Consider the following 17,710-nt stretch of genomic DNA (forward strand, 5'->3'; position numbering starts at 1 on the left):
CATGCCCTCCCTACCCCCGACCGCCCCCAGCGACTCCGGCGATTTCTCCCTGCGTCAGTTCAGGTTGCGCGTCCGGCATTGGCTGGACTTGATGGGCATGGGCGGCCAGGGCGGCAAGCTGTTGCTGGGCGTCGTCGCCCTCGCTTGGCTGGCCTCCGGCGTCTACCGGGTGCAGCCGGACGAGCAAGGCGTCGTCGTCCGCCTCGGCAAATGGAGCGACACCACCGCGCCGGGCCTGCACTACCACCTGCCCTGGCCGGTGGACAGCGTGCTGCTGCCCAAGGTCACCCAGATCAATCAGCTGCGGCTGGGCAATCTCTACGACGGCGCGCCGACCAACACCCCCGACCCGCGCGAAAAACAGATGCTGACCGGCGACGAAAACATCGTCGAGGCCGACGCCGCGGTGTTCTGGCGCATCAAGGACGCCGGCCAGTTCCTGTTCCGCGTCAACAAACCCGAGGAATCACTGCGCATCGCCGCCGAGGGCGCGCTGCGCGATGTGATCTCCCACACCCAGATCCAGGCGGCGATGTCCAACCGCCGCCAGCAAGTGGCGGACGAGGCCCGCGCGCTGCTGCAGCAGCGGCTGGACGCCGAGCAGGCCGGCATCTTGCTCACCCAGGTGCAATTGCAGCGCGTCGACCCCCCCGCCGCGGTGATAGACGCCTTCAACGATGTGCAGCGCGCCCGCGCCGATCAGGAACGCGCGCGCAACGAGGCCCAGGCCTATAGCAACGACATCATTCCCAAGGCGCGCGGCGAAGCCGAGCGCATCCATCAGGAGGCCGAGGCCTATCGCAGCCAGGTGGTCAATCTGGCGCAAGGCGAAGCCAAGCGCTTCGATTCCATCTATCAAAGCTATGCCCAGGCCAAGGATGTCACCGCCTGGCGGCTGTATCTGGAAAGCATGGACGAGGTGCTGAAAAAGGCCGGCAAGGTCATCGTGGACTCATCCGGCAAGGGCATGTCCGGCGTGGTGCCCTATATGTCCTTGCAGGACAAGGCCAAAGACAAGGAGAAACGCTGATGAAGCGGCAATGGCGCGGCGCGGGCGCGCTGGCGGTGCTGGCGGGCCTGTGGCTGCTGTCCGCCTGTTTCTACACCCTGGGCGAAGGACAGAAAGCGCTGGTGGTGCGCCTGGGCGCGCCGGTGGACGTGGACGAACAGCCCGGACTTAAAGTCAAGCTGCCGCTGGTGGACAGCGTCCAGTACTACGACACCCGGCTGCAAACGCTGGCGCCGCCGCCGGAGCAAGTGATCCTGGGCGACGAAAAACGGCTGGAAGTGGAAACCTACACCCATTACCGCATCGCCAGCGCGCTGCGCTTCTATCAGGCGCTGCGCACCGAGGAACAGGCGCGCGCCCAACTGGGCCAACTGGTCAGCACCTCCCTGCGCCGCGAACTGGGCAAGGAAATGCTCAAGGCGCTGCTGTCGCCGGAACGCGCCGCCATCCTGCGCCGCATCCAGCAGGAAGTGGCCGCGCGCGCCAAGCCGCTGGGCCTGGAAGTCACCGAGGTGCAGTTGCACCGCGCCGACCTGCCGCTGGAAACCAGCCAGGCCATCTACGACCGGATGAAATCGTCCCGCCAGCAAGAAGCCAAGGAATTGCGCGCCCAGGGCGCGGAATGGGCGCAGCAGATCCAGGCCAGGGCCGAGCGCGACCGCACCGTGATCCTGTCCGAAGCGCAGCGCCAGAGCGCGATCACCCACGGCGAAGCCGACGCCGACGCCAACCGCATCCTGGCCCAGGCCTTCAGCAAGGACCCCAAGTTCTACAAATTCTACCGTTCGCTGCAAACCTATCGCCACTCGCTGTCCGACTCCGCGCCCACCCTGGTGCTGTCGCCGGACTCGGCACTGCTGCGCGACTTCAAGTCCGGTCCCGCCGGCGGCAAACCGTGAACGGCGTTCACACCGCCGCCGCGCGGCCGCTGACGCAGCGGTTCAGGCATTTCCTCGCCGCCGTCGGCCCCGGCCTGGTGGTGATGCTGGCCGACACCGAGACCGGCAGCGTCATCGCGTCAGCCCAGAGCGGCGCGCGCTGGGGCTTGCGCATGCTGCCGCTGCTCTTGCTGCTGATTCCGCTGCTCTATCTGGCGCAGGAGCTGACGATAAGGCTGGCCCTGGGCACCGGCAAGGGCTATGGCGAACTGGTGCTGCGGCGCTTCGGCCGCGCGGCGTCCTGGATCAGCACCGCCACGCTGCTGATCAGCTGCTTCGGCGCCCTGCTCACCCAGCTCAGCGGCCTGGCCGGCATCGGCGAGATGCTGGGCGTGCCGCCCTGGCAAAGCGTGTCCCTGCTGGCGCTGCTGATTTTCCTGATGGTGGCCACCGGCAGCTACCGCTCGGTGGAGCGCGTCGCCATCGCCCTCGGCGTGTTCGAGCTCGCCTTCCTCGCCGAAGCCTGGCTCGCGCGGCCGGAACCGGCGGTGCTGCTGGCGCAGCTGCATCACCTGCCGTGGCGCGACCATGACTTTCTCTACCTGGCCGCCGCCAATATCGGCACCTGCATCATGCCGTGGACCATTTTCTATCAACAGTCGGCGCTGCTGGACAAGGGCCTGGGCCAGGCCGACCTGAAAGCCGCGCGGCTGGACACCCTGCTGGGCGCGGCGCTGTGCCAGCTGATCACCGCCGCCATCCTGATCGCCGCGGCCCAGGCCTTCGGCGGCGGCCACGGCGGCCAATCGCTGGACAGCGTGGTCCAGTTGGCCGATGGTTTCAGCCGGCTGCTGGGCCCGGTATACGGCCGGCTGCTGTTCGCGCTGGCGCTGGCCGGCGGCGCGCTGGTGGCTGCGGCGCGAGGCGGACCCGGCGCGGCGCAGCTTCCGCGGCTCGGTGCGCCGCTTTGAGCGCGAACTGGGCGCCGAAGACCGCTACCAGACCCCCTGGGTGCTGGCGGTGGGCGACCGGGTGAGCAATGTCGAGGCGCTGTGCGCCTCGCTGCAACTGCGGCATGAAGGCGAAGCCAACTGGTTCGGCCGCTGGTGGTACGGCGGCGACGGCGCGGTGCTGGTGATCCCGGACGATATGTTCAGCCACCCGGAAGGCGCGCTGGCGCCGCTGTCCGCCTGGCGGCGGCTCTTGAGCGTGCTGCTGCGCAGCCGCGCCGGCCGGCCGCTGGACGCGCTGATCTGGACCGTGTCCGCCGACAAGCTGTGGAGCGAGAACCTGGCGGTCAGCGCCGGCCTGGCCGCCGGCAAGAAGTTTTACGACCTGCAGCAACGGCTGGGCCTGAGCCTGCCCATCTACCTGGTGGTGACCGAAACCGAGCAGACCCCGGGCTTCCTGGAGCTGGCGCAGGCGCTGCCGCGCGAGGCGCGCGACGCGATGCTGGGCTGGTCCTCGCCCTATGCCGCCGGCACCGCCTATCAATCCGACTGGATAGAACAGGCGCTGGAAAAACTGCGGCTGACCCTGAGCGAAACCATCGCCGAGATCGGCGCCTTGCAAGGCCAGGCCTCGGCGGACCTCTACCTGCTGCCGCGCAGCTTCGAAGACGCGCGCGCCAATCTGCAAGCCCTGTGCGACCCGGTGTTCCGCGGCAACGCGCTGGGCGAGGCGCCGCAGTTGCGCGGCATCTACTTCACCGGCGCCCAAGCCGCGCCGCAAGGCGAGCTGGACGAAGTCGCGCCGCCGCCGGCGCTGCCGCTGTTCGCCGGCCGCCTGCTGCGCCAGCGAGTGCTGGCGGAACAGGGCCTGGCCCAGCCGGTGCCGCGCATCCTGCTGCTGCGCCAGCGCTGGCACCGCTGGACCCTGGCCGCCATGGCCCTGTTCGCCGCCTTGTGGCTGGCCGGCATCAGCTGGTACTGGCACACCGTCACCGCGGATGCCGACGCGCTGGGCCGCCAGCTGCGCATCCTGCAACTGGAGCGCGGCGGGCCGCGGCCGGAACTGAGCAACGACGCCGCCGCGCGGCAGAGCATCACCGCCTTCTGGCGCGCGCTCAAGGACGCGCCCTCGCGCCGCTTCGGCACCCTGCTGCTGCCCACCTCGCTGTTTTCCCCGGTGGACGGCCGCATCGACGACACCATCGAATACGCGCTGCGCCGCGCGGTGATGCAGCCCTTGCAACAGCGGCTGCTGCGCGACGCGGAACAACTGCGGCGCTTGGGCGAGGCCGGCTCCGACAGCGTCAGCGACGACACCGCCACGCCGGAAAAATGGCCGGCCTACTTGCTGGCGCGGCAGCTGGCCGGCGACGCCGGGCGGCTGGAACAGCGCGTCAGCCAGTTCAACCACGCGGTGAACGATGGCAACGCCACGCTGGACGAAGCGGCGGAATTGGCCAACGGCCTGTTCGGCCTCAGCCTGCGCGCGCCGCAAAACGCCCAGCGCGACAATCTGCGCCGCATCCTGCTGGCCAGCGACCAACTGGTGGCCGCGCCGATCGACCTCGCCAAGATCCGACCGCAAGTGGGCGACCACTTCAGCGCGCTGATGCAAGCCTGGCTCCGCCAGCTCTATACCAACCAAACCTTCGACCTCACCGCCCAGCAACTGCAAAAGCAACTGCAAATGCTGGAATCCGGCCAAGGCAACACCCTGGCGGACCTGGACAGCATCGCCGGCCACATCGGCCTGCTGCAAAGCCTGGTCAACGCCACCAACAGCGCCTGGAGCCGCGCCGCCGGCCAGGACCTGGTGCCCGGCTACAGCGCGATGCTGGACGGCGCGCGCCGCTCCAGCCTGATAGGGCGCGACGCGGTGGCGCGGGTGGTGGACTACTCCGCGGTGGCGCGCCAGGAGTTCCGCAAGCGTTGGCTGGGCGGCGTGGGCGCCTCCTCGGCGCTGCTGGCGCAAGGTCCGTCCGGCGGCCTGGAACTGCAAGACCAAGTGCTCAAGCTGAACGTGACCCTGGCCTCGCTGCTGAAGCAGGACGCGGTGGCCGGCGCGCGCGCGCTTGACGACGACGGGCCGGGAGCGGAAGGGCTGAAGCGCATGGACGCCGAAGCGATGACGACGGCGCTGCGCTATTACGACGGCTACCAGAAATACCTGGCCGGCAGCGCCACCCAAATGCCGCCGGCCTACCGCAAGGGCCTGGAACGCGCCTTGCAGGACAGCGCGGCGAAAGTGATGTGGCACCAGTTGATCAGCCGCCACGCCGAGCCGGCCACCGGCCTGGTGGGCGGCTCGGTGGAAGAGGGCAGCGCCTTCGAGGCTCAGGCCAAGGCGGTGGCCCCGCTGCTGGCGGCGCTGGAAGACCTGGAACAGCCGGCGATGCGCGAGGGCGTGCTGCGCGAAATGGACCGGCGCGCGCTGCAATCCCTACGCCACGCGGAGCGCAGCCTGCAAGGGCTGGCGGTCTACCAGCCGCTGCAAGGCAGCTTCCGCTGGTGGGACGGCTCGCGCAACGCCGCCGCCCGCGCCTTCCGCGCCGGCGGCGCGCGCGAACTGCAGCAATACCTGGGCTCGCAGCTGGAACTGATAGGCACCCTGGCCCAGGCGCAAGCGCCAACGCTGAGCTGGCTGCTGGCGCACAAGAGCGAGATGTCGGTCAGCGACCAGCAACTGGTGCAGCGCTGGCAAAGCGCCACCAACGAACTGCGCCACTACAAGGAAAAAGCGGCCAATAGCGCGCCGTCGGTGCTGGAAACCATGATCAGCAAAGACCTGAACGAAATGGACGTGGGCAATTGCCGCGCAGTGCTGGACCAAGTGGAACTGCCGGCCGCCGGCAATATCTTCGCCGAGCGCGCTCAAACCCTGGTCAGCCTGGCCAGCGACCGCTGCGGCGTGCTGCGCGGCCAGGCCGGCGCAGCCGCCTATCAAAAACTGGCGGCCTTCTTCAATCAATACCTGGCCAACCGCTTCCCCTTCGCCGCCAAGCTGCCGGCGCCGGACGCCGCGCCGGAACGGGTGGCGGAATTCATGCGCCTGATGGACGACAACGGCGCGCTGGCCGCGGCCGGCCTGCAAGACCTCAAATCCGGCCAGGCCCAGGCGGCGCGGCGCTTCCTGGACGCGGCCAAGGCCGCGCGCGCCTGGCTGGGGCCGATGTTCATCCGCGACAACGGCGGCCCATGGCAGGGCGTGGACCTGGAAGTGCGCTGGCGCACCGACCGCGAACACGAGCAAGCGGCGGACCAAGTGATCGAATGGACGCTGGCCAGCAGCGGCCAGCGTCTGCGCTACCCCAGCGGCGACGGCCAGCGCCTGCACTGGAACGTGGGTCAGCCGCTGACGCTGACCCTGCGCTGGGCCAAGGAATCGCAACAAGCGCCGGTGGAAGACCCGGCGCAAGGCGGGCTCACCGTGTTCGAGCGCCTGGCCAGCTGGAACTACGGCGGCCAATGGGCGCTGCTGCGCCTGCTGCGCGAAAACAGCTCGCCGCTGCGCTCCAGCAGCCTGGACGGCTTCAACGACGTCAGCGTGATGCTGGCGCTGCCGGTGCGCAACCCGGCCGGCCTGGGCAGCGGCAACGCGCAAATGTTCATGCGGCTGAGCCTGCAAGCGCCGGGCGGCAAGAGCGGGCTAAGCGTCAGCGGCCTGCCTTACGCCGCGCCGCCGTCGCCGTTCCGCGCCGCCGCCAACCCGCGGCTGGCCGCGATAGAGGGCAGCTGATGCGCGCTTTGACCACCATGAGGACCGCACCATGAGCGCCACCGTCAGCCTGGACGCGCTATTGCAAGCCATCGCCGCAGACAGCCCCGGCGGAGAACCGCTGCGCTACGCGCCGGAATACGATCAACTGCGCGAACTGCGCCGCGAAGACGACCCCAGCCTGCCCACCGGCATCTGGGAAAGCGATTTGAAACGGGCGGACTGGCCGGCGGTGGAACGCATGGCCGCCGCGCTGCTGGCGGAACGCAGCAAGGACCTGATGGTGATGGCCTGGCTGGGCGAAGCCTGGCTGCACCTGCAAGGCCTGCCCGGCCTGGAAGCCGCGCTGGCGCTGACCGCGCAAAGCTGCGAACAATTCTGGGACAGCCTGCACCCGCTGCCGCAGCAAGACGATGTCAGCTTCCGCACCGGGCCGCTGGAATGGCTGGCCAAAACCTACGCCGCCACGCTGGCGGCCCAAGTGCCGCTGCTGGACGCGCCGCCGCCGCAGGAGCGGCAGCCGCTGACGCTGCGGCAATGGCAAGACCTCAACCGCCGGCTGCTGGCCAGCGGCGACGACGGCAAGCTAGAGCGCGAGCAGGCGCGCCACGAACAGCAGAAACTGAACGACTGGCTGCGCGCGCTGCCGCCGGCCACGCTGGACGCCAGCCGCGGCGCGCTGGCGCGCAGCCGGCAATGGCTGGCGCGCTTACAGGCCTGGTGCGATGAGCATATGGGCGTCGATGCACCATCCTACGCGCCCTTGAGCCAGGCGCTGGAACAGGCGACGCTGGCCTTGCAGGAACTGGCCACCCAGCATCCCGGCCCGCCGCCGGAAGCCGCTGTGCTTGAGCGCACGGAAACCGCCGCGCCGCCAGCCGCCGTCGACGCGGGCAACAGCGCGTCGGCGCCCGTTGTGGCCGCGGCCGTCTTCGCTCAACGCGAGCCGCAAGGGCGGGAAGACGCCTACCGCCAGCTGCGCGGCATCGCCGACTACCTGGCGCGCACCGAGCCGCACAGCCCGGTGCCCTATCTGATCTACCGCGCGGTGGAGTGGGGCGAAAAGCCGCTGCGCGAACTGTTGGCGGAACTGATAGACAGCGATGCCGAGGCGCGGCGCTTGTGGTCGCTGCTGGGGGTGTTGCCGTAGCGGGGGGCTTTTCTAGGAACGGGCGCTCTCCGGCGCCGGCGCGCCCACCAGGGCCTGGCGCGCCAGCGCCATCGTGCTGAACCCCGCCTGCCGATAACACAGCCGCGCGCAAGTATCGCGGTTGCTCCATGCGCCGGACGCCCACATCGCCAGGATGGCGGCGCGGGCGTACTCCTGCTCGCCATGCCGTTGCTGCCAACGGCGAAACTCGGCGAGCACCAGCTGAATCTCCTGAAGAATGGCCGTGGAATTGGCCGGATGGGCCGGGCAGTCGTCCGCCAAGGCAACTACGCCGCTGCGCGCCTCATAGACAATGAGCAAACGCGCGGCGCGCTTGAGCGCGTCATTGTGCTGCTTCAATAGCTTCATCATGGCAATGCTCCCCATCCGACCGATCAAAACACGCGATTGATGCGCTGCAGCCCCAGCTGCAAACGCTGCTGCACCGGCTCCAGCAAGGCCAGCGCTTCCTCGCTGCTGAACAGCAGCGGCTCGTCACGGCCTTGCAGCAGAGTGAGCAAGGCTTGCAAGCCCAGATGGGCGGCGCGCAGATCGATGGTGCCTTGCAAGAGCAGGGCATCCAGCTCGGCGTGGCTGCGGCTCAATTGCCGGCCCAGCGCGCCCAGCTCAACGAGATTGCCATCGGCGGCCGGCAGTTGATGCAGGCATAGGCGCAGTTGTTCCAGCGGCGCGGCTGCGATTTCTTCTGAATCCGGTGGGGGAATACCAGGGGGAAAGGTAGGAAAGGTCATCACGGTCTCCATGTCAGTTTGGAAACCTGCCTAGGCGAGGCTAGGGCAGGCACGTGACAAGGTTGCAGGACCGGCTAACTCTACCAAAAACCGGTAGCCCTAAGGCTCCCTGCCACGGCCCGCCCCGAATGGGTACGGCGTGGCAGCAGACGTAACGGCGCCAAAGCGGACCGTTGTATCTGCGGGAGAGTTAAATGACGGGCCTGCAAACCCTGCGCCGCGTGATTGAGCACGGCGCGGAGCAAAGCCTAAACAGCCTGGCGATGGGCGTCAAGCCGGCGGTGGCGGGGAAAGCCGCGAGGCTGGTGTTTGCAGCAACGGCGTTGGCGCGGCGGGTTGTGCGGCTTTGGGAGCGCTGAGCTTAGGCAAGCGCTCCCTTTTTATTCAGGTTCTTTTGAGGGTTTTTCTCAGTCCGGCCGATCTTAGCCAGACTTGGGCGCGCCATCGACATGCGGCAGTTCCAAGCTGTTGATCATGACTTGGCAACACATCCATTTAACATTTTAAGTTGTGTTTGGGCCCAATAATGAACTCCTATTTCAAACTTGGCACGTTGAGCGCGATATTGCTATCGCTGTCCGCGGCAAGCTATGCGCGTGATATTGAAGTCATCGTCAAGGTCAAGAAAACCGTATCGGACCCTTTGACCCGATCCGAGAAAAACGTCGATCCACAGCTGGCCGCGCGGCAACTGCAAACCTCGGGCCTGCAACTGGCAACGCTTTTTGAACTGCCGGACCCGGCGCGCGACTGGCGCATGACTAAAACCGATTCGCTCAAAACGGTTGAAGCGATGCAACGGCATAATCTGGATCGCTACTTTCAAATCAGCAAACCGCCCGCGACAGAGCGGGAGGCTCAAGCCTTGGTAGAAAAGCTAAAGCAAAACCCCTTGGTGGAAACCGCCTATGTGCGCCCGGAAGCGGTTTCCATTGGTGAACCGCCGTTGCCGGAAGAAAGCGCGGCCACCCGTAGCGTACCCAATTACGCCGACTGCGACGCGACGCCCATCAGCAGCTGCCAGTATTATCTCTATCCGGATATCGCTAAATCACCTTATCGCATGGGCGGGCTCAATGTGGTGGAAGCCCATAAGCGTTATGCGAATAAAGGCGAATTATCCCGTATTGTTTCAGTAGAAATTAATCACTGGAACTACGACCATCCCAATCTGCCCAAACCCTTTCTTAAACACTGGGATACCAGCCAACATAAAGTGGATAGCCATGATACCTCCAGTGCCGGTGTAATGTTTTCAAAAGACAACGGTATTGGCACCATCGGGATTGCGGCTAGAGCACAAGCAGGCTATAGCAAGTATGGCTCGGGCCCCCAGTTGCTAGACCTGGCCAAGCAATTAAAGGCAGGTGATGTGGTACAGGTCGGCATACACTACTCTTATGTCAATGGATTGCCTGAATACGGCTGCAAAATCAACTGCTATATGCCGGTTGAGCAAGCAGAAGATGTGTTTGACGCCATCTCTTATATGACCGCAGAAAAAGGCATTCATGTAGTGATTGCCGCCGCCAATGGCAATATCAATCTGGATCACCCCAACTTAAAGCGGAAATACGATAGAAAAATCCGAGACTCCGGGGCCATTTATGCGGGTGCCGCCGACCCAAAGGACGCCAAACGCGCCAGCTTTTCACAATATGGCGGCCGAGTGGACTTATTCAGCTGGGGCAGGAATGTCACCAGTACCTCCTGGTCAGCACAAAATCCTAATGGCTATACGACGACATATAGCGGCACCTCTTCCGCCAACCCGATTATTGCCGGCAGCGTTGCCTTGCTGCAAAGTATTGCACGGGCCAATAACCTAGGTGATATCCCACCCAAAAAAATGCGTGATATTTTGGTGAGAAGTGGTCAGCCCTTACGTTATCCTGATCCGGCGGCGCCCATCGGGATGCAACCGGACTTGGTTAAAGCGGCTGACATTATGCTGCAAGATGCCGGCGGCGGCTGGCAACCGGCCCCCGTTGCCGTTATCAGCGGTGACAACGACGTGCCCGCAGGTAGTCAGGTGACGTTATCCGCCGCTAAATCGACAGGAGATAATTTAAAGTATGCCTGGTCTATTCAACCTGCTTTGCCCTTAAACACCAATGGCAGTGAAGTCAGTTTTTCTATTCCCAATCTGCAAAAAGACACTCAGTACCTGGTTAAACTGAAGATTACGGATGCGAAAAACCGTACATCAGAAGACTCCATGGAATTATGGGCGCGTGGGCAAGAGAATGGAGTCCTGCCAGACATCAACATCCATGGCGATAAAGAAGTGGTTGCTGGAGACGTGGAGGAAGGGGCGATAATAGAGGCTGATATGCCTGCCGGGAAAAAACTGCGTTTTGAGTGGAAAAATACATCTGGCTTAACGCTTCATCCAAATTTTAACCAGTTACTGATCTTTGCCGACAAAGGTGTCCCGTCTAGAACACATACCATCCATCTCGAGGTCTTTGACGGTGCTAAAAAATTGGCAAGGGCCGTCACACCATCACCGTGAAAGATGAAAATACTGGTGCCCTTCCTCCTAAAGCCGTCATTAGCGGTGGCTCCAATCTGGAAGAGGGGAGCGCGACAGGGATTATGTTATCGGCACAAGCATCAACCGGCACGGGTTTAAGTTATCAATGGGCCAATAATAGCGGGTTAACGCTACTTCCTAATCAGGACCGCGCCATCGTTAGCGCGCCGCAGGGTGTCAAGGCCGGTAAACATGAGATTATGCTAACGGTTACCGACAACAAGGGCCAAACCGCTCAGGCTAGCCACGCGATTACCGTCAAGGCAATGGAGAATGGCGTGGTCTTGCCCCAGGCCAATATTACTGGTGGAACAGAACTCACCATCGCGGCGGCGCAAGGGCTGGTTTTGTCGGGTAAATCATCTTCCGGCTCACAGCTGCGCTTTACTTGGAGCAATGCCAGCGGCCTTGGCTTGCAAGCCAACGGTGATCAGGTTTTGGTTCGTGCGCCCCAAAATACTAAGCCGGGCAATCACGAAGTTAAACTGCTGGTGACGGATAACAAAGGCAACACGGCCCAAAGCACTCATGCGCTGCGTGTGAAAGCGGCGGAAACCGGTGGAACGGAGGGCGATATAGCGGACTATCGCCCAGGCGTAAGCTACAAGGCGGGCGACAAAGTGAAAAATGTCGGTAAGGTGTTTCAATGCAAGCCCATGCCTTACTCGGCCTGGTGCGGCCAATCCGCGGCGCACTACGCGCCCGGTACCGGCTCGGCCTGGGGGCAGGCTTGGACGCAAATTAAATAATCAGGCCGGTTTTTAAATTTACCGCGCTGATTCAATATGCCTCGTATGCGAATACGAGGCATGTTTTTTTACGGTCTTTGGTGCTTGGCTTCTTAGAGCTTGTTCAAAGTCTCTCGAGCAAGAGCGAGACAAGGCGAAAACGAGCGAAAAAGCGGAATGTACAGGTGGTACATCAGCATTTCGAAGCGGTACTCACCGTGTCACGCTTCGCGACGCACAGCAGATTATAAGAGTCGCTAACAAAACCGCGCAGCGTAGCTGAGCCAAGGCGCGCCGACGCAGGCATTACAAATAGTACGACAAGGAGGCGCAACGCAGGATCAGGGGTTTTGTTAGCGAGTCTAAAAGGGTTCTTAGTCCAGCGTATCCATATAGTCCTTGGCGCGCAGCCGTCCGGTCTGCGCCCATGGCAGCGGCTGGCCGGCGGCCAGCGGGCGGATCTCCACGCGTATGCTTTCGCGGTAGCGCCCGTCCTGCGAGCGCGATTCCACTTGCAGCGGCATCGCCCAGCGCGTGCTCCATTGCAGTTGCTTGCTGTGGCCATTGGCGGTTTTGCGGTACCAGCGGCTGCCGTCCGCGCCGGGGCTGACGGTAAAGCCTTTCAGTTTGGCGATGTCCACGATCTGGCTGGCTTGGGTCCAGGAGCCGTCGAAGCCCACGTCGCTCCATTCGCGCTGCCCCACTTGCACCAGCAGGCCTTGTTGCGGCACGGCGAATTCCAGCCGCGGCTGGCCCTTGGCATCCAGCCATACGTGGCGGTTGGCGGCGGGGTAGTCGATGTGGTCGTGGCCGTCTTCCGCGCCATGCTCGTGGCCGTGGCCGCCGGCGCGCGCGTTCAGCCGTTCGCGCCAGACATGCTTGCCCTGGCGGGTCAGTTTTTCCTGGTAGCGTATGGTTTTTTCCACGCCGTCATTGCCGATGGTGACGGTTTCATAGCGCAGGGTGGCCACCAGGTCTGGCGCGGCGGCGGCGTGCAGCGCCGGGGACAGGGCCAGCAGGGCCAGCGGCAGCAGGGTTTTCATCGCGGTCTTTCTTCATGCGTAAAAGTAGGCTTGCCCGTGGGCAAGCCGAATGGAGTGAATCCGTGGCCGCCGCGCCGGGCCCGGAGAAGGCGCCGACGCGGTGGCGGGGGTTTAGAGCCTGTTTACGATTTCGCGAGCTAGAGCGAGACAAGGCGAAAACGAGTGAAAAAGCGGAATGTACATGTGGTACATGAGCATTTTGAGCGGGTACTCACCGTGCAACGCTTCACGACGCGCAGCAGATCGTAAACAGGTTCTTACAGGCCCAGCGCGCTTTTCACCAGGCCAAACACCTTGGTGTTGTCCATCACGCCCTTGAAGCCCTTGGAGCCGGCGCCGCTGGACATCAGCATCACGTCGCCGCCGCCATGGGTTTCGCTGGACAGGCGCACGCCGGTTTCTTGCTGGTAGTCGTCGCCCATCGCGGTGGCGGAGTCCACCGACACGCGGCTGGCCTTGCGGTTGGGGCCGTTGCCGAACACCAGCGCGGTATAGGTGGCGCCGTCGGCGTCCTTGGATTCCTTGCCGTCGGCGTAGCCGCGCACGATGTCGTGGATGGGGTTGCCGCGCTTGGCGTAGCCGTTGATGGTCATGGTGTGGTCATGATCCGCGGTGACCACGATCAGGGTGTTGTTGAGGTCCACCTTGGCCAGCGCGGTCTTGATGGCGTTGTCGAAGGCGATGGTGTCTTCCAGCGCGCGCTTGGCGTTGGTGCCGTGCAGCGCGTGGTCGATGCGGCCGCCTTCCACCATCAGCACATAGCCGTTGCCGTTGCGGGACAGGGTGTCGATGGCCTTGGCGGTCATGTCGGCCAGGCTGGGCTGGTTCAGGCTGTTCTTCACCCGGTCCAGCTCGTAGTCCATGTGGTCCTTGTTGAAGATGCCCAGCAGCTTGCCGCCGGATTGCGGGTTGAAGGCGGCCAGTTCGCTGCCGCTGCTGACCAGGGTGTAGCCCTTGGCCTGCATTTCGGTCAGCAGGTTGCGGCCGTCCGGGCGCTTGCCGCCGGAGGCGGTGGGCAGGAAGAATTTGCTGCCGCCGCCCATCAGCACGTCCAGGCCGGCGCCCAGCTTGGCGTTGTAGCCGGCGCCGCCCGGCACCGCCTGGGCGGCGATGTCGGATTCGGCGTCGCGGTGGCAGACGTGGGAGTAGGTGGCGGCCGGGGTGGCGTGGGTGACGCGGGTGGTGGTCACCGCGCCGATGGCCTTGCCCTTGGCCTTGGCCAGTTCCAGCAGGGTGGCCACCGGCTGGCCGTTGCCGCTGCCGCAGTTGCCGGTGCCGTTGCTATTGGGGTCGATGGCGCGGGTGTCGGCGGACATGGAGATGACTTCGTTGTTCATCTTCACGCCGGTCATGTAGGCGGACATGGACGGCGCGCTGTCGGTGGTTTGCGCGTCGTTGGAGAAGGTCTTGACGCGGGCGGTGCGGGACAGCTGTTCCATGTTCAGCTTGCCGGCTTCGCCGTATTTGTAGATGCGCGAGGCGGTGACGGTGGTGGGGCCCATGCCGTCGCCCAGGAAGAAGATCACGTTCTTGGCTTCGCCCGCGGCCTGGGCCGGCAGCGCGTGCAGGGCGGCGGCCAGCGCGGCGACGCTCAGCAGCGGTTTCATCATCGGTTTCATTGCGTTTCTCTTGTATGGGTTTGCGTAGCGTTTGGGGGGAGGCGCGGCTCAGAGCGCGGCCGCTTTCTTCACCAGGCCAAACACGTCGATGTTTTCCAGGAAGCCGTGGAAGGCGTCCGCGCCCTGGCCGATGGCGCCGATGTAGACATCGGTGCCGCCGTGGGTTTCGCCGCCGGCCGGCATGCGCACCGCCGCTTCCTGGTGGTAGTCGTTGGCGGAGACCACGGCGTCGGTCAGCGCGGCGGCGGCGTTGCGGTTGCCGTTGACGCGGTTTTCACCGTTGCCGAAGCCGATGATGGAGTAGGGCATGCCGTCGGCGTCGGTGGCCACGCTGCCGTTGCTGTAGTTCTTCACCAGGCCCAGCACGCCGGGGTTGCTGGCCGTGGTCTTGCCGGTGCGCTGGGCGTAGCCGTTGAGCACCAGGGTGTGGTCGTGGTCGGCGGTGACGACGATCAGGGTGTTTTTCAGGTCCGGATCGCGCTGTTTCATCGCGTCGATGGCGGTCTTGATCGCTTGGTCGAAGGCCACGGTGTCCTGCAGCGCTTTCTTGGCGGTGGTTTCATGCAGCGCATGGTCGATGCGGCCGCCTTCCACCATCAGGAAGAAGCCTTGCTTGTCCTTGCGGTCCGCCAGCATGGAGATGGCCTTGGCGGTCATCTCGGCCAGGCTGGGCTCCTTGGAGGCGTCGCGGTCCAGGTCGTAGCTCATGTGGCTGCTGGTGAACAGGCCCACGGCGCGGGTGGTCTTGGCCGGGTCCAGCGCGTTGAAGCCGGTTTTGTCCGCGGCGTAGCCGTAGCCCTTGGCTTTCAGCTCCGCCACCAGGTCGCGGCCATCGGCGCGCTTGCCGCCGGCGGCCTTGGGCAGGAAGAACTGGCGGCCGCCGCCGAACACCACGTCCACGCCGTCTTGCAGCTTGGCGTTGAAGAGGGCGCCGCCCGGCACCAGTTGGGCGGCGATGTCGGATTCGGCGTCGCGGTGGCAGACATGGGAGTAAGTGGCGGCCGGGGTGGCGTGGGTGACGCGGGTGGTGGTGACCACGCCGGTGGCCTTGCCGCCGGCCTTGGCCAGTTCCAGCAGGGTGCTGACCGGCTGGCCGTTGCCAGTGCCGCAGTTGGAGGTGAAGTCCGCGGTGGGGGATTTGGCCTGGGTATTGCTGGACATGGAGATGACTTCGTTGTTCATCTTCACGCCGGTCATGTAGGCGGACATGGACGGCGCGCTGTCGGTGACTTGGGCGTCGTTGGAGAAGGTCTTGACGAAGCCGCTTTCCGGCAGCGTGTCCATGGTCAGCTCGCCGTCCTCGCCCACGGAGTAGATGCGGGCGGCGGTGGTGGTGTTGATGCCCATGCCGTCGCCCAGGAAGAAGATCACGTTCTTGGCCACGGCGGGGCGGTTGCCTTGGTTGTTGTTGGCGGAGCCGCTGGTGGGACCGCCGTTGCTGCCGCAGGCGGCCAGGCCGATGGCGGCCGTCACGGCCAGGGTCAGGCTGAGGATGCGCATGGTGTATATGTTCCGGGCATGAAAAAAACCGGGCCAGCATAGTGCGCGCATGTTGCGGACAGGAGAGGTTTTGATGAAGCTTTTGTTGCGCGGTCAACCGGACGGGCGGCTCGGGCGTTGCCGGGCGCGCGGCCGGCTCGATGCCGCCGCTTGGAATAAAACCATATAAGCATAAGCAAACATGCCACTACAGCCGCGCCGGGTTTTGTATTAAAATACGGCTTCCGCGTTGTTTGCCGCCCTTCATCCGTCATTTCCAGCTTTCATGCTCCACGCCCGCTCGCCGTGTCTCGCGCCGCGCATCGGCGTCATTGACTGTTTCCGGGGGGCCGCGCCGCCATATTGAATGTTGCGTCCTGGAGTTATTGAATGAGTTTCGCCACCCTATTGCTGTACATCGTCGCGGTCAGCGCGGTGATGATCACCCCCGGCCCGTCCATGCTGTTGGCGCTGAACAACGGCGCCAGCCACGGCATGCGCATCGCCAGTTACGGCTTTGCCGGCGCGGTGTTGTCGGATCTGCTGCTGATCGCCGCCGTCGGTTGTGGCCTGGGCGCCTTGCTGCAGGCGTCGGAACAATTGTTTTCCATCGTGAAATGGGGCGGCGCCGCCTATCTGGTTTACCTGGCCTGGATGATGTGGCGCGCGCCCACTCAGGCGCTGGCGGCCAGCGAGCAGGGCGGCGAGGCCAGCGGCCGCGGCGCTTTCTTGCGTTCCCTGGTGGTGGGCCTGTCCAATCCCAAGGGCCTGCTGTTCTTCACCGCCTTCTTGCCGCAGTTCATCCGCCAGGAGCAGCCGGTGGTCACGCAGTACATGATCCTGGCCGTGGTCACCGCCTGCGTGGATTGCACCATGATGTTCATCTACGCCTACGGCGGCCGCCACGCGATGCGCAGTTTTTCCGCCCGGGTGATGTCTTGGATCAACCGCAGCTGCGCCGGCATGCTGGCGGTGCTGGCCATCGGTCTCAGCCTGTACCGTCGCAGCGATATGAGTTGAGCCGCGCCGGCTCGCCATGAAAAATCCCGCCAAGCCTGGCGGGATTTTTTTTGGGGCCGCGCAAGGCGGCTTCACACTGGGAAGAATGGCGAGCCGGCGCTCAGGAGCACAGCGGCAGCAGGCGCTGATAGGCGGCGTTGATCTCCTTGCTCTTGCGTTCGGCCAGTTCGCGCAACTCCTGGCCCAGCGTGCTGACCTTGTCCGGGTGGTATTCCGCCATCCGCGCGCGGTAAGCGGCTTTCAAGGCTTCCGCCGAGCAGGGCAGCGTGATTTGCAGCACCCGGCAGGCTTGTTCCAGCTCGGAGACGGGCTCCGCCACCGGCTCGGCCTCGGGCGCGGGGCGGCGCGGCTGTTGCCGCGCGTTCTTGCGCGCGCTCAGCAGGTAATCCACCAGCCAGAAGCCCAGCAGGCCGAAAACGATTAGGGTGATGAGTTTCATGGGTGCGGCTCCGCTTGCCTGGCTTCCGCCAGCGTGATGATCTGCTGTAGATGCGCGCGGGCATCGGCCGGTTCCGTGACTTCCAGCTGTTCGCGCGCTAGCGCGGCGATGTGGGCGGCGCTGTCCGCGTCCAGCCCGGCCTCCGGCGCCAGCAGATCAATCAGCGGCAGCGGGGCGAAGCCGGCCAGGCCCAGCTTGCGCGGCAGCTGGCTGGCGTAGGGCAGGCAGAGCAGGGCTTCCAGCATCAGCCGCAGCTGCGCGCCGTTGGGGCCCAGCCGCGCGCGGCGCAGCGCCAGCATGCCCAGCAGCGCGGCCGCCAGGTAGGCGAGATAGCCGGTCAGCAGCAAGAGCAGCCAGTCCGCCGCGCCGGGGCGCAGCCACAGCGCCAGCGG

At 64.8% G+C, this 17,710-nt stretch carries 16 protein-coding genes; 9 read left to right on the forward strand and 7 right to left on the reverse strand.

The window, feature by feature from the left end; all coding sequences use genetic code 11:
- Position 1: 1 nt before the first annotated feature.
- The 5 genes from hflK to tssA all read left to right on the forward strand — a co-directional run bounded on the left by hflK (position 2) and on the right by tssA (position 7,702).
- Positions 2-1,030, forward strand: a complete 1,029-nt coding sequence (hflK, locus tag LQT98_RS12070; RefSeq protein ID WP_231462532.1) for an FtsH protease activity modulator HflK — start codon at positions 2-4, stop codon at positions 1,028-1,030.
- On the forward strand, positions 1,030-1,908 hold the full coding sequence (gene hflC, locus LQT98_RS12075) for a protease modulator HflC (protein ID WP_231462533.1): 879 nt from the start codon (positions 1,030-1,032) through the stop codon (positions 1,906-1,908). The genes hflK and hflC overlap by 1 nt, the downstream gene beginning before the upstream one ends.
- Positions 1,905-2,858, forward strand: a complete 954-nt coding sequence (locus tag LQT98_RS12080) for an NRAMP family divalent metal transporter (RefSeq protein ID WP_231462534.1) — start codon at positions 1,905-1,907, stop codon at positions 2,856-2,858. The genes hflC and LQT98_RS12080 overlap by 4 nt, the downstream gene beginning before the upstream one ends.
- A 178-nt stretch (positions 2,859-3,036) precedes the next feature.
- Entirely contained in the window at positions 3,037-6,573 is a 3,537-nt protein-coding gene (locus LQT98_RS12085; RefSeq protein WP_231462552.1) for a type VI secretion system protein, read from the forward strand.
- Between the two features lie 31 nt (positions 6,574-6,604).
- Positions 6,605-7,702, forward strand: a complete 1,098-nt coding sequence (gene tssA, locus LQT98_RS12090) for a type VI secretion system protein TssA (protein WP_231462535.1) — start codon at positions 6,605-6,607, stop codon at positions 7,700-7,702.
- Positions 7,703-7,714: 12 nt separating this feature from the next.
- On the opposite strand, the gene LQT98_RS12095 is transcribed toward tssA, so the two are convergent.
- Together LQT98_RS12095 and LQT98_RS12100 are read right to left on the reverse strand one after the other, a co-directional pair.
- Positions 7,715-8,074: a hypothetical protein gene (locus tag LQT98_RS12095; protein WP_231462536.1), complete on the reverse strand. Its 360-nt coding sequence runs from the start codon at positions 8,072-8,074 to the stop codon at positions 7,715-7,717.
- Positions 8,075-8,097: 23 nt separating this feature from the next.
- Complete coding sequence (locus tag LQT98_RS12100; protein WP_231462537.1) at positions 8,098-8,454, reverse strand: DUF1484 family protein; 357 nt, start codon at positions 8,452-8,454, stop codon at positions 8,098-8,100.
- A gap of 194 nt (positions 8,455-8,648) precedes the next feature.
- Here LQT98_RS12100 and LQT98_RS12105 point away from each other — a divergent pair, with 194 nt between their 5' ends.
- From LQT98_RS12105 to LQT98_RS12115, 3 genes are all read left to right on the forward strand, one after another.
- Positions 8,649-8,813, forward strand: coding sequence for a hypothetical protein (locus tag LQT98_RS12105; protein ID WP_231462538.1), 165 nt, complete (start codon positions 8,649-8,651; stop codon positions 8,811-8,813).
- 167 nt (positions 8,814-8,980) lie between these two features.
- Positions 8,981-10,969 carry a S8 family serine peptidase gene (locus LQT98_RS12110; protein ID WP_231462540.1) on the forward strand — a complete coding sequence of 663 codons (1,989 nt, stop codon included), beginning with the start codon at positions 8,981-8,983 and terminating at the stop codon, positions 10,967-10,969.
- Positions 10,966-11,739: a hypothetical protein gene (locus tag LQT98_RS12115; RefSeq protein WP_231462542.1), complete on the forward strand. Its 774-nt coding sequence runs from the start codon at positions 10,966-10,968 to the stop codon at positions 11,737-11,739. Before LQT98_RS12110 ends, LQT98_RS12115 begins: the two co-directional genes overlap by 4 nt.
- Positions 11,740-12,092: 353 nt before the next feature.
- Here the strand turns inward: LQT98_RS12115 and LQT98_RS12120 are convergent, their stop codons facing one another.
- From LQT98_RS12120 to LQT98_RS12130, 3 genes are all read right to left on the reverse strand, one after another.
- Complete coding sequence (locus tag LQT98_RS12120; protein WP_048411697.1) at positions 12,093-12,761, reverse strand: hypothetical protein; 669 nt, start codon at positions 12,759-12,761, stop codon at positions 12,093-12,095.
- Positions 12,762-13,018: 257 nt separating this feature from the next.
- Positions 13,019-14,380, reverse strand: coding sequence for an alkaline phosphatase (locus LQT98_RS12125; RefSeq protein WP_231462544.1), 1,362 nt, complete (start codon positions 14,378-14,380; stop codon positions 13,019-13,021).
- A 48-nt stretch (positions 14,381-14,428) separates the two neighbouring features.
- A complete protein-coding gene (locus tag LQT98_RS12130; protein WP_231462546.1) occupies positions 14,429-15,880 on the reverse strand; it encodes an alkaline phosphatase in 1,452 nt (483 codons plus the stop codon).
- A gap of 369 nt (positions 15,881-16,249) precedes the next feature.
- Here LQT98_RS12130 and LQT98_RS12135 point away from each other — a divergent pair, with 369 nt between their 5' ends.
- Entirely contained in the window at positions 16,250-16,879 is a 630-nt protein-coding gene (locus LQT98_RS12135; protein WP_048411695.1) for a LysE family translocator, read from the forward strand.
- A gap of 100 nt (positions 16,880-16,979) precedes the next feature.
- Here LQT98_RS12135 and LQT98_RS12140 read toward each other — a convergent pair whose 3' ends face one another.
- Together LQT98_RS12140 and LQT98_RS12145 are read right to left on the reverse strand one after the other, a co-directional pair.
- Positions 16,980-17,318: a J domain-containing protein gene (locus LQT98_RS12140; RefSeq protein WP_048411694.1), complete on the reverse strand. Its 339-nt coding sequence runs from the start codon at positions 17,316-17,318 to the stop codon at positions 16,980-16,982.
- Positions 17,315-17,710, reverse strand: a 396-nt coding sequence (locus LQT98_RS12145; RefSeq protein WP_231462548.1) for a hypothetical protein, incomplete at its 5' end; no start/stop codon positions are given. The genes LQT98_RS12145 and LQT98_RS12140, both read right to left, overlap by 4 nt.

Source organism: Chromobacterium aquaticum (assembly GCF_021129195.1).
Taxonomy (GTDB): Bacteria; Pseudomonadota; Gammaproteobacteria; order Burkholderiales; family Chromobacteriaceae; genus Chromobacterium; species Chromobacterium aquaticum.